This window comes from Variovorax sp. P2_H12 (assembly GCF_056403395.1).
The window spans coordinates 12,565-26,983 of sequence record NZ_JBFUFO010000027.1; the positions used below are offsets into that span (position 1 = coordinate 12,565).

At 69.1% G+C, this 14,419-nt stretch carries 10 protein-coding genes; all 10 read right to left on the reverse strand.

From position 1 onward, the window contains the following. Positions 1–15 precede the first annotated feature (15 nt). Positions 16–1,494, reverse strand: coding sequence for an efflux transporter outer membrane subunit (locus AC1DYK_RS20905; RefSeq protein ID WP_478168051.1), 1,479 nt, complete (start codon positions 1,492–1,494; stop codon positions 16–18). Continuing rightward, positions 1,481–4,672 carry an efflux RND transporter permease subunit gene (locus tag AC1DYK_RS20910; protein ID WP_478168052.1) on the reverse strand — a complete coding sequence of 1,064 codons (3,192 nt, stop codon included), beginning with the start codon at positions 4,670–4,672 and terminating at the stop codon, positions 1,481–1,483. Before AC1DYK_RS20910 ends, AC1DYK_RS20905 begins: the two co-directional genes overlap by 14 nt. Beyond that, positions 4,669–6,243, reverse strand: coding sequence for an efflux RND transporter periplasmic adaptor subunit (locus tag AC1DYK_RS20915; protein ID WP_478168053.1), 1,575 nt, complete (start codon positions 6,241–6,243; stop codon positions 4,669–4,671). Before AC1DYK_RS20915 ends, AC1DYK_RS20910 begins: the two co-directional genes overlap by 4 nt. Before the next feature lie 128 nt (positions 6,244–6,371). Continuing rightward, a complete protein-coding gene (locus tag AC1DYK_RS20920) occupies positions 6,372–6,839 on the reverse strand; it encodes a YidH family protein (protein ID WP_478168054.1) in 468 nt (155 codons plus the stop codon). After that, positions 6,829–7,464: a MarC family protein gene (locus tag AC1DYK_RS20925; RefSeq protein WP_478168055.1), complete on the reverse strand. Its 636-nt coding sequence runs from the start codon at positions 7,462–7,464 to the stop codon at positions 6,829–6,831. The genes AC1DYK_RS20920 and AC1DYK_RS20925 overlap by 11 nt, the downstream gene beginning before the upstream one ends. Before the next feature lie 22 nt (positions 7,465–7,486). After that, the gene (locus tag AC1DYK_RS20930; RefSeq protein ID WP_478168056.1) at positions 7,487–8,488 is read right to left on the reverse strand and encodes an HAD family hydrolase; all 1,002 of its coding nucleotides are present in this window, start codon (positions 8,486–8,488) and stop codon (positions 7,487–7,489) included. 26 nt (positions 8,489–8,514) lie between these two features. Then, positions 8,515–11,013: an autotransporter gene (locus AC1DYK_RS20935; RefSeq protein ID WP_478168057.1), complete on the reverse strand. Its 2,499-nt coding sequence runs from the start codon at positions 11,011–11,013 to the stop codon at positions 8,515–8,517. A gap of 16 nt (positions 11,014–11,029) precedes the next feature. After that, complete coding sequence (locus AC1DYK_RS20940) at positions 11,030–12,409, reverse strand: DUF1254 domain-containing protein (RefSeq protein WP_478168058.1); 1,380 nt, start codon at positions 12,407–12,409, stop codon at positions 11,030–11,032. A gap of 92 nt (positions 12,410–12,501) precedes the next feature. Continuing rightward, the gene (locus AC1DYK_RS20945; protein WP_478168059.1) at positions 12,502–13,434 is read right to left on the reverse strand and encodes an HAD family hydrolase; all 933 of its coding nucleotides are present in this window, start codon (positions 13,432–13,434) and stop codon (positions 12,502–12,504) included. Between the two features lie 207 nt (positions 13,435–13,641). Further along, positions 13,642–14,352, reverse strand: coding sequence for an SDR family NAD(P)-dependent oxidoreductase (locus AC1DYK_RS20950; RefSeq protein WP_478168060.1), 711 nt, complete (start codon positions 14,350–14,352; stop codon positions 13,642–13,644). Positions 14,353–14,419: the final 67 nt, after the last annotated feature.

A 14,419-nucleotide genomic window follows, 5' to 3' on the forward strand; every position in this document is an offset into this window, starting at 1 on the left:
AAGGCCACCGTGCCGTCAAGGCACAAGGGGCGGCCGCTCGCCCAGCCGAACCGCAGGCTGCGGCGCATCTTCGTTCGCCAGACCCACCCAGCCGCCGCCCAGCGACTTGTACAGCGCCGCCACCTGCAGCAGCACGTCGCCCTGGGATTTCGCCAAATCCACCTGCGCGTTGAACAGGCTGCGCTCGGCATCGATCACTTCGAGGTAGCTGGTGTAGCCGCCTTCGAAGCGCTTGCGCGAGAGCCGCGCGTAGTTGACCAGCGCTCCGACCTGGATCTGCTGCGCGTCGAGTCCCTCGCGCGAGTTGGAGATGCCCGCGAGCGCGTTCGCGGTCTCGCTGAAGGCCGCTTGCACGGTCTTGCGGTATTGGGCGACCGCCGCGCGCTGCTCGGCTTCGGCGCGTTCCACCTGGCCCGCGATGGCGCCCGCCGTGAACAGCGGCAGGCTGATGTCGGCACCGTAGCTCCAGACCCGCGCCGGGCCGCTCCACAGGTCGGACAGCGACCGGCTCGCCTGCCCGAACGCGCCGGTCAGCGAAATGGTCGGGAAGTAGGCCGCCTTGGCCGCGCCGATGCGCGCGTTGGCGGCCACCAGCGTCTGCTCGGCCTGCAGGATGTCCGGGCGCCTGTCGAGCAGTTCGGAGGGCAGGCCCGCGGGCACCGGCGGCGCCACCAGCACGTCGATGCTGCGCCCGCGCGCGATCGGCCCCGGGTCGCGCCCGATCAGGATCGACAACGCGTTCTCCTGCTCGGAGATGGCCTGCAGCAGCACCGGCACCGCGCGCAACGCGGTGGCGTATTCCGAACGGGCCTGGCTCACTTCGACCGCCGACACCACGCCGCCCTTGAAGCGCCGCAAGAACAGGTCGAGCGAATCCTTGCGCAGGCCCAGCGTGCTGCGCGCGACCTCGAGTTCGCGGTCCTGCTCGCGCAGCCGCACATAGCCCGTCGTGACCGCGGCCACCACCGACAGCACGGTGCCGCGGCGGAAGGACTCGCTCGCCTCCAGCTCGGCGGTCGCGGCTTCGGTCAGGCGGCGCGTGCGACCGAAGAGATCGATCTCCCAGCTCGCCAGCAGCGTGGCCTGGGCCGCGTTGTAGGGGTTGATGGTGGGTGCCGGGCTGATGGTCTTCTCGCTCGCCCGGGTTCGGCTGCCGCTCGCATCGGCGCCGATCTGCGGGAACAACTGCGAACGCGTGGTGCCGAGCGCGCCGTAGAACTGCTCGACGCGCGAAGCGGCCACCACCAGGTCCAGGTTGTTGCGCAGGCCCTCGGTGATCAGCGCATCGAGTTCGGCATCGCCGAACTGGCGCCACCAGGCGGTGTCGGGCAGCGCAAGTTCGGCGGGGGTCGGCGGCGCCGCTCCGCGGTATTGCGCCGGGATGCTCATCTCCGGCCGCTTGTAGTCCGGGCCGAGCATGCAGCCGGCGAGCAGGGCCGCGAGTCCGGCGACCATGCCGGCACGGCCGATGCGGGTCCGGTCAATGCGGGGCATCGACGGCACCTCCCGCATCGGGCGCGGCCGGCCCGGCCGGATCGGCGGGCGCCTTCTTCGACGCCGACCGCTCGCTCAGCGTCTCGAAGCCCCAGAAGAACATCGGGATGAAGAAGATCGCGATCATCGTCGCGCCGAGCATGCCGCCGATCACGCCGGTGCCCAGCGACTGCCGGCTGGCGGCCGATGCGCCGCTCGCGATCGCCAGCGGGATGCAGCCGAGGATGAAGGCCAGCGAGGTCATGATGATCGGGCGCAGCCTGAGCTTGGCCGCACCGACGGCCGCTTCGTAGGCCGACATGCCTTCCTTCTCGCGCAGCTCGACCGCGAACTCGAAGATCAGGATCGCGTTCTTGGCCGCCAGCGCGATCAGCACCGTGAGTCCGATCTGGAAGTAGACGTCGTTCTGGATGCCGCGCATCCAGATCGCGGCGATGGCACCGAACAGCGCGAACGGCACCGCCAGCAGCACGCCGATGGGCAGCGTCCATTTCTCGTACTGCGCGGCCAGGATCAGGAACACCATCACCAGCGCGAAGGCGAACACCATGCCGGCCGTGGAGCCGGCCTTGCGTTCCTCGTAGGACTGCCCCGACCAGGCGTACGAGAAGCCCTGCGGCAGCACCTCCCTGGCCACCGCCTCCATGGCGTCGAGCGCCTGGCCCGAGCTGTAGCCGTGGGCGGCATCGCCGGTGATCTTGGCGGCGGTGAAGTTGTTGAAGCGCGTGACGATGTCGGCGCCGGTCACGTAGCGGGTCGTCGCCACGGCCTTCAGCGGCACCATCTTGCCGTCGCGGTTGCGCACGAACATGTTCTGCAGGTCGTCCGGCTTGGCGCGATAGTCCGGCTCGGCCTGCAGGATCACCTGGAACAGCCGGCTGTTCTTCGGGAACTGGCTCACGTAGAGCGAGCCGAACAGCGTCTGCAGCGTGGAGTACACCTCCTGCACCGGCACGCCGAGGCTCTCGGCCCGGTCGCGGTCGACATCGACCAGCAACTGCCGCGAGCGCGTGTTGATGGTGCTGTTGACCCCGCGCAGTTCGGGCCGCTGGCGCGCCTTGGCGATGAACTCGCGCGTCACCTCCTCGACCCGCTGCAGGCTGGCGTCGCCTTCGCTCTGGACCCAGAACTCGAAGCCGCCGGTGGTTCCGAGTCCCGGAATCGACGGCGGGTTGACCGGCACCAGCACGCCTTCCTTGAAGGTCGCGAATTCCGCGCTGGCATCCCGGATCAGCGCATCGGCGCGGTCGCCCGGCGCCTGCCGTTCGGCGAAACCCTTGAGCGACACGAAGAGCACGCCCGCATTGGACTTGAGTTGCGAGTCGATCAGGCTGAAGCCGGGCACCGACGCCACCGACTGCACGGACGGCTGCTTGCTGAACCACTGCTGGGCGCGGTCGGTGACCGCCTCGGTGCGGTCCAGGCTGGCCGCATCGGGCATGATCGCCGCGGTGAAGATGTAGCCCTGGTCCTCGACCGGCAGGAAGGTCGATGGCACCTTCTTGAAGAGCCCGAGCATGATGACCACCATGCCGGCGATCAGCAGCAGCGAAAAGCCGACCCGCCGGATCGCCAGCCGGGTGGTCGAGGTGTAGCGCTCGGTCAGGTGCTCGAAGCGCCGGTTGAACCAGCCGAAGAAACCCTTCTTCTCGTGCTCGCCAGGCTTCGGCGGCTTCAGGAGAATGGACGCCAGCGCCGGCGACAGCGTCAGCGCCACCAGGCCCGAGAACACCACCGACACCGCGATCGTGATGGCGAACTGCTTGTAGAGCTGCCCCGTGATGCCCGAGAGAAAGGCCACCGGGATGAACACCGCGCACAGCACCAGCACGATGGCGACCACCGGGCCGCTGACCTCGTCCATCGCCTTCTTCGCCGCCTCCTTCGGGCCGAGCCCGAACTCGGCCATGTTGCGCTCGACGTTCTCGACCACCACGATCGCATCGTCGACCACGATGCCGATCGCCAGCACCATGCCGAACAGGGTCAGCATGTTGATCGAGAAGCCCATCGCGGTCATCCCGATGAAGGCGCCGAGGATCGACACCGGCACCGCCAGGATCGGCACCAGCGTGGCCCGGAAGCTCTGCAGGAACAGGAAGACCACCAGCACGACCAGGACCACCGCCTCGACGAAGGTGTGGACCACCTCGTTGATCGACTCGCGCACGAAGTCGGTGGTGTCCAGCGCGATGTCGTAATCCAGCCCCTCGGGGAAGGTGGGCTTCATTTCGCCGAGCAGCTTCTTCACGTCGGTCGCGACCTGCAGCGCATTGGCGCCGGGCTGCTGGTAGATCGCGATCAGCGTGGCGGTCTTGCCGTTGTACTTGGAGCGGATCGAGTAGTCCTTGGCGCCCAGCTCGGCGCGGCCGATGTCCTTGACCCGGACGATGGCCCCGGTGCCCTGCTGGGCCCGCAGGATGATGTTGTCGAACTGCGAGGGCTCGGTCATGCGGCCCGAGGTGGTGACCGGGATGGTCTGCTGCACCGGCGCCGCGGTGGGCGAGGCGCCGAGCCGGCCGGCCGCGTACTGCTGGTTCTGCGCCGCCACCGCCTGCTGGACGTCGCTGGCCGTGAGGCCCAGGCCGGCCATGCGGTCGGGCTTGAGCCACAGGCGCATCGCGTAGTCGGGCGAGCCGAAGATCGAACTCTGGTTGGCGCCCGGCACGCGCTTGATCGCGTCCAGCACGTTGATGTTGGCGTAGTTTGCGATGTAGGTCGGGTCGTGGCTGTTGTCGGGCGAATAGATCGCCACGATCATCATGAAGGCCTGCGACTTCTTGGCCACCGAGACGCCCTGGCTGCTGACGGCCGAGGGCAGCGTCGGCAACGCCAGGTTGACCCGGTTCTGCACATCGACCTGCGCCAGCGATGGATCGGTGCCGATCTCGAAGAACACCGACAACGTCATGTTGCCGGTCGAGCTCGAGGTCGAGTTCATGTACATCATGCGGTCGGCGCCGTTGACCTGCTGCTCGATCGGCGCCGCCACGTTCTGCGACACCACCTCCGAGCTGGCGCCAGGATAGGTGGCGCTGACCGAGATCTGCGGCGGCGTGATGTCGGGGAACTGCGCGATCGGCAGGTTCAGCATCGCCACCGCGCCGGCCAGCACGATGATGATCGAGATGACCGACGCGAAGATCGGCCGGTCGATGAAGAAGTGGGCGAACTTCATCGCGTCTGCGCCAGCACGACGTCGACCCGGCGTGCCAGCGCAGGCGAATCGGAACCCACCAGGTTCGACGGCACGTGCAGGACGATGCGCCCGGGCGGCACGCCGGCGGCAATCAGCGCGTCGCGCACGGTCTGGGCGCGTTCCCGGGCCAGCGCCTTGTTGAGCGCCGCATCGCCGCTGTCATCGACATAACCCTGCACCTCGGCGCGCAAGGCGGGACGGGACTTGAGCGTCGCGGCGACGCCCAGCAGCCGCGCGCGGCCGGTGGCATCGAGGACGGCGCGGCCGCGCGCGAAGTACACGGCATCCTTGTCGGGTGCGGGTGCGGACGCGGCGGACGGCGCGGAAGCGGCGCCCGGGGATGGCGGCTTGGCCGACACCGAAGGCAAGGCTGCCGAGGCGGCCATCGCCAGCGGCTTGTGCTCGGGCAGCGGCGGCGCGGGCACTTCCTTCGCGTTCACCATGACCCCGGGCGCCAGCCGCATGAAGCCGTCGACCACCACCCGCTCGCCGTTCTTGAGGCCGCTGGTCACGAGCCATTGATCGCCGAGCCAGTCGCCGGCTTCCACCGGTCGCTGGATCGCCTTGCCCTCGGCGTCGACCGTCCAGACGAACTGGCTGCGCGGGCCCTGCTGCACCGCCCGCTGCGGCACCACGATCGAGTTCGGCCGCGTGAAGCCGGACACCTTGACGCGCACGAACTGGCCGGGGCGCAGCTGGCCTTTGGGATTGGGCAGTTCGGCCCGCAGCAGGAAGGTGCCGGTCTCCTGGCTGAAGGCGGCATCGGCGAAGGTGATGCGTCCCTGGGCCGGGAAGGTCGATCCATCGGCCAGCAGCAGTTCAACGCCGTAGTCGTCGGCCGGCGCCTTCAAGAGCTTTCCTTTCGCGATCTCGTCCTGCACGCGCAGCGACTCGTTCTCGGACAGGCTGAAGTTGACGCGCATCGGATCGAGCTTTGCCACGTAGGTAAGCAGGCTGTTCTGCGCGCTGATGTAGGCGCCGTCCTGGACCTTGGCGAAGGACGAGAGGCCGTCGACCGGCGAGGTGATGGTCACGTAGCTGAGGTTCAACTGCGCATCGGTGACCTTGGCCGCAGCGGCTTCGACCGCCGCGGCGGCACCCTGCTCCTGTCCGGTGGCATCGTCGAGGTCCTTGACCGCCAGCGCTTCGTCCGCCACCAGGGGCTTCACGCGCGCCAGGTTGGCGCGTGCCGTGCTCAGGCGGGCCTGCTGTTGCGCCAGTTCGGCTCGGGCCGCCTTCAGGCTGGCCTCGAAGGGCTTGGCATCCATCAGGAACATCACCTCGCCGGTCTTGACGAAGGCGCCTTCGGTGTAGACCCGCCGCTCGAGGAAGCCGTTGACGCGGGCCCGGATCTCGACCTGTTGGGAACTCTCGGTCTGCCCCACGAACTCGAAGATCACCGGCACTGTCTGCGTCTTGACGACCTGCACCTCGACCTCGGTGGGCGGCGGCTTCGGCTTCTCCGCTTCCTTCCCGGAACAAGCGGCCAGCAGTGCCACGACCAGCAGCGCAGCAGGCAAAGCCCTGAACCCAGTCATCGTTCGGCGCATGGAGACTCCCTCAGCTTTTGGCGATCGATGGGGCAGGTGCCTTGATCAGCATCTCGGCGCGTCCGGCAAGCATCAGGCTGGCAGCATAGCCACGCGCAGCAGCGGCAGCAACGATCATGTGGTCTCCATCAGAAGGGCCCGATATCGAAGACCATGCTGAAGATGGCCAGGAAGCCGAGGACCAGCAGCAGCAGCGCCACGACCAGTGTCAGGGAGAGCGGAAACTGGCTCTCGGCATGGATCAGCCCCTGGCTCTTCAGCGTCTTGCGTTCCGCGCGCAGCCCCAGCATGAAGACGCAGTGGTAGGCGATGCCCGAGATCAGCATGGCGATCCCGATCACGACCAGCGCCTCGCCGAAGCGGCGCGGCGCCAGGCTGCTCTTGAGCACCTCGGCGTCGTGCAGCTTCTGGAACACCTGGAACAGCGTGAAGCCGAAGCCGATCAGCGACAGCGAGGTCCGTATGACCGACATCAGCGTGCGCTCCGCGCTCATGCGCGTGCGCTGGAAGGACATCCCGGTTCGACGGGACGACAGTTCGACCGAAGCGCGGTCCGACGCCGACCCCGGGTCGACCCATGATTTGTCATCCGGCATTCAATGCTCCCAGTTCGCGCAGCGCGATGAAGATGATGCTCACCGCCAGGGCCACCTGGAGCACCCCCAGCACCGCGCCGAGAATCTCCAGCACCATGGCCGCGACCCCGCCCAGCATGCGCCGCGCATAAAGCATGACGAGCAGGTTCAGCAGCATCACGCCGCAGAGCAACGCGAAGATGGTCAGCGTGCGCTCGATGGTGTGGCTGTTGGCCAGCAGCACGATGAGCGCCGCGATCCCGTAGGGCGTGACCACGGTCGGAAAGGTGATCCGCATCGCCGCCGCAGCGGGCGATGCCGGCAACTCCTCCGGCGACGCGTGGCCGGGCTGGTATTGCGCCAGCACCATGCGCATGCCGACGACGAAGAAGATCAGGCCGCCTGCCAGCAGCAGCGCCGGCACCGGAATGTCCCAGTTCCGCAGGAGCAGCTGCCCGATCAGGGCGCCCAGGGCCACCGCCGCCAAGGCAATACCGAAGGTGCGCCAAGCGATGCCGCGCACCGTCTTCTCGTCGAACCCATGGGTGAGTTTGGCGAACGGCCCGATGATCTTGAGCGGCCCCAGCATGACGAACAGCAGCGTGAAGATGCCGCCCAGGCCTAGCAGCGAATTGGTTCCAGTCACGCGATGACTCCTTCCTTTTTTCCTACTTGTCGAACGGGAACACCTTGTTCCAGTCCTGCTTCATGTCGACCACGGTCCAGCCCCTGGCCTTCGCCTCGTCGAGCGCCTTGTCGAGCTGTCCGATGTGCGAGGCGCGGTCGTAGGCGTACTCGCGTCCGGCGTCGGTGTGATGCACCAGCCCCATGAAGCGCGGCCCGGCGCCGGCGGCGGTCCACTCGAGCATCTGCTGGTCGCCGTCGGAATTGCCGAAGGCGAGGATCGGGCGCCGGCCGATGAAGCGCTGGATGCCCACCGGCTTGCCCGCATGGTCGTCGACCAGGTCGATCTTCGCGAGCTTGAGCAGCACCGGCCGGCCGTCGCTGCCCTTCTTGAAGGCCAGCTGCCCGGTCGAGCCCACCACCTGCTCGGGCGGGATGCCGTAGACCTTCTCGGTGAAGACGCGCATGAACTCGACGCCGCCACCCGAGACGATGAAGGTCTTGAAGCCGTTCTCGCGCAGGTAGGCGAGCAGTTCCAGCATCGGCTGGTAGACCAGCTCCTCATAGGGCCGCTTGAAACGCGGATGGCGGGCCTGCGCGAGCCATTGCGCCACGGTGTCCGCGAACTGCTCGGTCGTCATGCCGGCATGGGTCGCCGCCATCACCTGCATCAGGCCCTTCTCGCCCGAAGCTGCGAAGGCCTTCAGGTCGCCCTTCAGGATCGCATCGAAGGGCGGTGTGGTCTTCCACTCCGGATGCTTCGGCGCCAGCGCCCTCACGCGGTCGAGCGCGAAGGCGAACTGCACGTAGACCGGCTGTTCGATCCACAGCGTGCCGTCGTTGTCGAAGACCGCGATGCGCTCGGCCGGCGGCACGAAGGTCGGTGCGCCCGGAGTCGTGACGTCGGCCACGAACTTCAGGATCGACTGCCTGGCCGCGCCGTCGTTCCACGACGGCAGTCCCTGCGCCTGCGCGACCGCGGCTGCGGCAAGCAGCAAGGCGGCGGACAGCAAGCGCCGCAGCGTGTGCGTGACGCGGGCGTTCATGGTGTGGGCTCCATGGATTTTCGGGCCTATCGGCGGCGGAAGCCACCACCACCGCCACGGAAGCCGCCGCCACCGCCGCGAAACTCGCCGCCGCCGCCGAATCCCCCGGCGTGGGAATCGCCGCTGAACGAACGGTTCAAGTTCATCGACGACTGGTGCAGCTCACCCGTGCGCTGGGCGCCGAAGTCGCGCGCGCTGCGCTCGCTGTCGAGTTGCGAGAAACCCTGCTCGCCGCCTGCCGCCCGGCCCTCCCAGCCGCCCGGCGTGGCTTTCTGCCAGCCGTCGCCGCTGTTGCGGTAGACATTGCCGTCCTTGCCGGCATAGACGTCGTTGCCGACATGACCGACCGTGCCGCCGCCCTCCCCGGTGGCCCGGCCGTAGGTGGTCACCTGGCCGGTGTTGTGGTTGTAGACCGCGCCCCGGCCGCCCGACACCTCATTGCCCGTGTAGGCATTGCCCACGGTGCCGCGCGCGCCGACCGCGGCGCTGCCGCCCGGCCCGACCGCCGCACCGCGCCCGCCCGCCGCGTAGTTGCCGGTGTAGGCGTTGCCGATCGCGCCGCGCTGGCCCGCCGAGGCGATGCCGGTGCGCGAGTTGTACGAGGAACCCACCTGCCCGGCCCAGGCGTTGCCGGTCCAGGCGTTGTAGCCGCCGGCGGCGCGCGACACGGTCGCGCGGCTGCCCCATTGGCTGTAGACGTTGCCGCTGTAGCCGGCCCAGCCGCCGGGCCCCCAGGCCACCGCGCCGCCGCGCGGGCCGAAGGCGGCCCCGCCCCACACCGGCGCGGCCCAGGGCCCCCAGTACGGATACGGGCCCCAGCCCCAGCCGGCGGCCACGGTCGCCGCGCCCCAGGCCCAGCCGAGGCCGAAGGCCACCGCCCAGCCGGTCCACGGCGTGTACGCCACCGCCGCGCCATAGCCGTAGGTGACCGGCGGCCCGTACCAGACCGAGCCGATCCACGGGTTGTAGGCATAGCCCGTGCCGTACACCACCACGCCCGAGACCGGGTCGACGATCGCGCCCATGTAGCCCGGCGAGTAGCCGGCGTAGACCGTGTCGGGCGTCGTGTCGTAGATGCGCACGTAAGTCACGTAGTGCAGCGGCGAACTCGGCGGAATCGAATAGATCGCCGCCGGCACCGATCGGGCGACCTTCCACGGCCCGCGCACCGACGCGGCGCTGAACCAGACGCCGTTCTCGACCGCGTAGTAGGCGCTGTCGCTGACCCGGATGATCGCGGTCGGCGTGTTCTCGACGTAGGACAGCGAGGTGCCCGCGATCGGCTTGAACACCGGCTCGCCGTCGAAACGCGGCAGCGTCAGCGAGGTGCCCGCCACCTTGACCGCGGCCGTCTGCGGCACGGTCGCCGCGATCGCGGCCTCGCGCGCCTGCGAAGTGCCGGCGACCGAAGCCTTGACGTTCTCCTTCGGACTGTCGTCGGGGATCCGCGCGAACGCGGGCGGCAGGGCATTGGCCGGAACGAACTGCCACGGACCGGCGGTGGAGGCCGAGCGGAACCAGCGGCCGGCAATCAGCACGTAGGTCTGGTTGTCCTGCATGTCCATGAAGATGTTGCCGGTGGTGTTCTCCACATAGAGCAGCGGCGCCCCGCTGAGCGGCACCGGCCGTGCCGTGCCGTCGGTCACGATGAGCTCGGTCGGCGCGGTGGCCACGAAGACCATCGGCGCATGGCTCTCGAGCCGCGGCGCCGGGCGGTCGGGGGTGCTCTGCCCCGTGAGCGGGTCGATCTGGTGCGCATCCATGGCGGTCTTGAAAGCCCGGCCCAGCTCCTTCGAGGGCGCGTGGAGCACCTTCCACGGCCCGTTCAGCGCAACGGCCGTCATCCAGCCGTCGAACACCTTCAGGTAGTAGGTGCCCGAGCCGTCGCGCAGCAGCAGCGGCCGGGTGTTGATGACGCGCTCGAAGGGCGTGCCCTGAAGCCGGCCATAGCGCGGCTCGCCGTCGATCGTGACCAGGATCGACGGTGCGCTGGAGAACACGATGCGCGGCGGCTCGTTGGCCAGCGGCTTGCGCTCCTCGGGCTGCCTTGTCTGGACGATCGCCATCGCGGCCTCGAGCCGGTCCAGCGCGATGGTGCGCGAGCGGCCGCCGAGGTCGCGCGCGATCGCATCGCTCCAGGCCTGCGCCTGCGCCGCGGTCGAGGACGGGAAATCGACCTTGGCGAAACGCACGCCGTCGAGGGTGACCAGGCGGCGCCCCTTGTCGGTCAGCGTGCGGGCCTCGAAGGTGACGATGCCGTAGCGCGTCTGCGGCGGGTTGCTGCCGATCTCGACCTGCACCGCCGCGCGCCCGGCCAGCTTCACGCCGTCCCAGCTGTCGAGTTGCGGCTCGTACACCCGCAGGCTCGCGTTGCCGGACTGGACGGTGCGCGGCCAGGGCAGTTCGCCACCGATGGCTGAGGCGGCCGCCGTGGCGACCGCGGTGGGCTGCGCGCCCGCCGGCACCGCCTGCGCCGCCAGCGCGGCGACCAGGAAGATCGCGGCGCTGCCTGTGATTCGACTCATGAAAACTCCTCGTGATTCATTCAAGACGGACGACCGCCGGCGGCGTCCAGCGGCCGTCGATGACGGCGGGCTCGGGCCAGTAAGCGCGGAGATAGAGCGAGAACTCGCTCATGCCGCCGCTCGGCGCGGGCAGCCAGTTGCTTTCGTTCTCGACGCCGGGGGACTGCGGCTGCACATAGATCGTCAACGAGCCGTCGTCGGCAAAACGCAGCGACCTGCTCTTGGTGCCCACCGAATAGCGCCCGAGCGCATTGGGCTCGAAGAAGTGATGCGCGTTGTACAGCGTCAGCGACCAGAAGCCCTTCACCGGCGGCAGCTCTCCCGGCGCGAAGGTCAGGGCATAGCACCCGGCGCCGCACAGGCGCGCGCCGTCCTGGTCCAGGTCCTGATAGAAATACTGCGTCTCGTTGGGCCTGTTGACGAAGATGTTCGACTTCGCGACCGCCGTGCGCGTGAAGTAGTCGGTGCCGAAGCAGGCGCCGTTGGCGATCGTCGACCAGTGGTGCGGCAGCTGCCGCCCATAGTTGCGGAACTCGAACAGCGGCTCCACCAGTTCCCGGTCGGCCGCCGCCACCGCCTGCTCGAAGACCTCCCTGAGGTGCGCATCGCCGGCGACCGCGTCCACCACCGCCAGCACCTGCGCATAGCGCGCCGATTCGCCCGGCAGCGGCTTCGCATCGGCCAGCGCGGCGGGCAGGCTCTCGAGAAAGGTCTCGGGCGGCACCCATCGGGTTTCGCCGCCACAGCGGTCGGCCGCATTCGGCACGGCCAGCACCCGAGACCAGTCGGTGCGCTTGATCCTGCCGTCGAACTGCGCCACGGGGTACAGGCCGATCCGGCTGATGACCGACTGCACCGCCAACAGATCCTCTTCGGTGTCTTCGCGGAACACCCGCGGAATCACCACGCCGGTGCCGGTCTGCGAGACGAACACCCGGCGAATGCCCGGCGGCACCACGCCGACCCAGTTCGGCCCGACCAGCAGGTAGAAGCCGGCCTGCGTGCCGTACATGCTGCCGAGTTCGGCAACGCTGTCGGTGCGCGAATCCACCACCTGGACGACCCAGAAGCGGTCGCCGAAATCGGGCACCTGGAGCACCACCGGCGACTGGTCCAGCGCGACGATGCCGTTGCCGTACACCACGTCCTGGTTCGGACAGGCCACCGCGCGCTCGGCCGGATCGATGTAGTCGGTCAGCATGGTCAGGCTGTTGGCCGGCCCGACCGGCAGCACGCCGCCCAGCAGCATCGGATGCGGCAAGCCGCCGAAGGCGACGCGGCGGTTGTGCACGTTGACGATCGGCCAGGCCCAGAAGAAGGCGTCGCGCGCCACCATGCGCACGTAGTCGTCGCTGAGCTTGGTCTTGGTGTCGGGACCCGGGACTGCCTGCGCCATGGTCATCTCCTGCAGCGGGAAGCATTCGGACCGGCCTCGCAGGGACGGCGGGCCCGGGCGACGGCCCATGCGCGGATGCGCCCGTGCCCGGGTCATGGTGTGGCCGTCCGCGGGACGAACACCGTGTTCCAGTCGCGCCGCATGCTGACCAGATCGATGCCGTAGTCGCCGGCATGGTCGAGCGCGTCGACCAGCGGACTGAGCCGGAACTCGCGGTCGTAGGCGAACTCGCGCTCGCCGTCGTCGTGGTGCAGCAGCAGTGCCAGCCGCGGGCCGGCGCCCGACTTGACGTAGCGCAGCATCGCGAGGTCGCCGTCGGAATTGCCGAAGGCAAGGATCGGACGCCGGCCGATGTGCAGGCCGATGTTCTGCGGCTTGGTGTCGCGGTCATCGAACGTGCCGAGTTCCGCCAGCTTCCACAGCTCGCCACGCCCGTCGCGGATCTCGAAGCGCGTCTTCGTGCTGCTGCCGATGACCTGCTCCACGGGAATGCCGTAGACCTCTTCGGAGAAGGCGCGCACCAGGTCGATGCCGCCGCCGGTGACGATGAAGGTCTTGAACCCGTGGGCGCGCAGGTAGTCGAGCAGCTCGATCTGGGGCTGGTAGGCGCACTCCGTGAACCGGCGGCCGAGCTTCGGGTGCCTGGCCGAGGCGAGCCACGCCTTCGCACTGGCCTGAAAGTCGTCCTCGGTCACGCCGGCATGCGTGAAAAACGCCACGTCGAAGGCGCCCTGCTTGCCCAGGCTCGCGATCGTCTGGAGGTCGTGCTCGAGGAAGGCCTTGAAGGGCTGGCGTTCCTTCAATGCAGGGTCCTGGGCCGCGAGCGCGACCAGCCGATCCTGCGCAAAGAAGACCTGCGACGGCATCGGCTGCTCGCACCACAGCGTGCCGTCGTTGTCGAAGGTCGCGATGCGCTCGGCCGGGCGGACGAAGTCCGGCCCGCCCTCCTGCGTCACCCGGGCCACGAAGTCGGTGATCGAGGCCTTGGCCGGGCCTTCGTTCCAGGACGGCAGGACGGCAGTCATGCGGCCTTCGATTGCTGTGCGGGCTTCTTCGCTGCCATGGCGGCCTCCGGGTTGTTGCATCTCGCGGGGGCGCGGGGCAGCCATGCCGCAACGCGAGAGCGTGCCGAGAGCATGCGCACGCCGGCGACAAAGCGCACTTGTCCTAAGGTGACGCGCGATTTGCCCCTTGGTGCAGGCCCGCCCCCGGGGCCGAACCGAACGCCGGACTCAGGCGTCGAGCGTCAGGTGCTGGCCGTGCAGGGCCGCGGCCGCCGGCGAGGCCAGGAAGGCGACGGTGCGGGCCGCCACCGAGGTCGACACCCACTGGTTCGGGTTGACATCGGGCATGGCCTGGCGGTTGGCGGGGGTGTCGAGCACGCTGGGCGCGATGCTGTTGACGGTGATGCCGTGCGGCGCCAGTTCCGCGGCCGAGGCTTCGACCAGCCGCTGCAGCGCGCTCTTCGACGCAATGTACGCCGCCATGGCCGCGGCGCCGCGCGCCGCCGTCTTGGCGGTCACGGCGACCACGCGGCCGGCCTTGCGCTCGATCATCGAGGGCACCAGCGCCTGCGTCACCGCCACGAACGACCAGGCGTTCAGGTTCATCATGCGGTCCCAGGCCGCGCGGCCGAGCGCATGCACCGGCTCGCCCATCTCGAAGCCGCCGGCGATGTGCACCAGGGCATCGACCTGCCCGCCGAAGGTGCCAAGCACCCGCTGCCCCGCCCCGGCCATCGCCTCCACCGAGGTCACGTCGGCCTGGAGCAGCAGGTGCTGCGAGTTGTCGAGCCCGGGAAAGCTGCTGACGAGGTGCTCCAGCCGATGGTCGATCAGCGCCACGCGCCCCCCCCGGTCGAGGAACAGCTGCACCACGGCACGCCCCAGCGCGCCGGCGGCGCCCGTGACGACCACTTGACCCGGGGAATCGACTTCGTCCATGGCAGGCTCCTGGTTGGGAAAGGCATGGTAGCGCCGATGTCACCCGCGCGGCGCCCGGGCTGGCATC

What these genes read in the sequence shown, in the direction of transcription:
- AC1DYK_RS20905 (WP_478168051.1), bottom strand. Translation starts at nt 1,494, where the DNA reads ATGCCCCGCATTGACCGGACCCGCATCGGCCGTGCCGGCATGGTCGCC.
- AC1DYK_RS20910 (WP_478168052.1), bottom strand. Translation starts at nt 4,672, where the DNA reads ATGAAGTTCGCCCACTTCTTCATCGACCGGCCGATCTTCGCGTCGGTC.
- AC1DYK_RS20915 (WP_478168053.1), bottom strand. Translation starts at nt 6,243, where the DNA reads ATGCGCCGAACGATGACTGGGTTCAGGGCTTTGCCTGCTGCGCTGCTG.
- AC1DYK_RS20920 (WP_478168054.1), bottom strand. Translation starts at nt 6,839, where the DNA reads ATGCCGGATGACAAATCATGGGTCGACCCGGGGTCGGCGTCGGACCGC.
- AC1DYK_RS20930 (WP_478168056.1), bottom strand. Translation starts at nt 8,488, where the DNA reads ATGAACGCCCGCGTCACGCACACGCTGCGGCGCTTGCTGTCCGCCGCC.
- AC1DYK_RS20935 (WP_478168057.1), bottom strand. Translation starts at nt 11,013, where the DNA reads ATGAGTCGAATCACAGGCAGCGCCGCGATCTTCCTGGTCGCCGCGCTG.
- AC1DYK_RS20940 (WP_478168058.1), bottom strand. Translation starts at nt 12,409, where the DNA reads ATGGCGCAGGCAGTCCCGGGTCCCGACACCAAGACCAAGCTCAGCGAC.
- AC1DYK_RS20945 (WP_478168059.1), bottom strand. Translation starts at nt 13,434, where the DNA reads ATGACTGCCGTCCTGCCGTCCTGGAACGAAGGCCCGGCCAAGGCCTCG.
- AC1DYK_RS20950 (WP_478168060.1), bottom strand. Translation starts at nt 14,352, where the DNA reads ATGGACGAAGTCGATTCCCCGGGTCAAGTGGTCGTCACGGGCGCCGCC.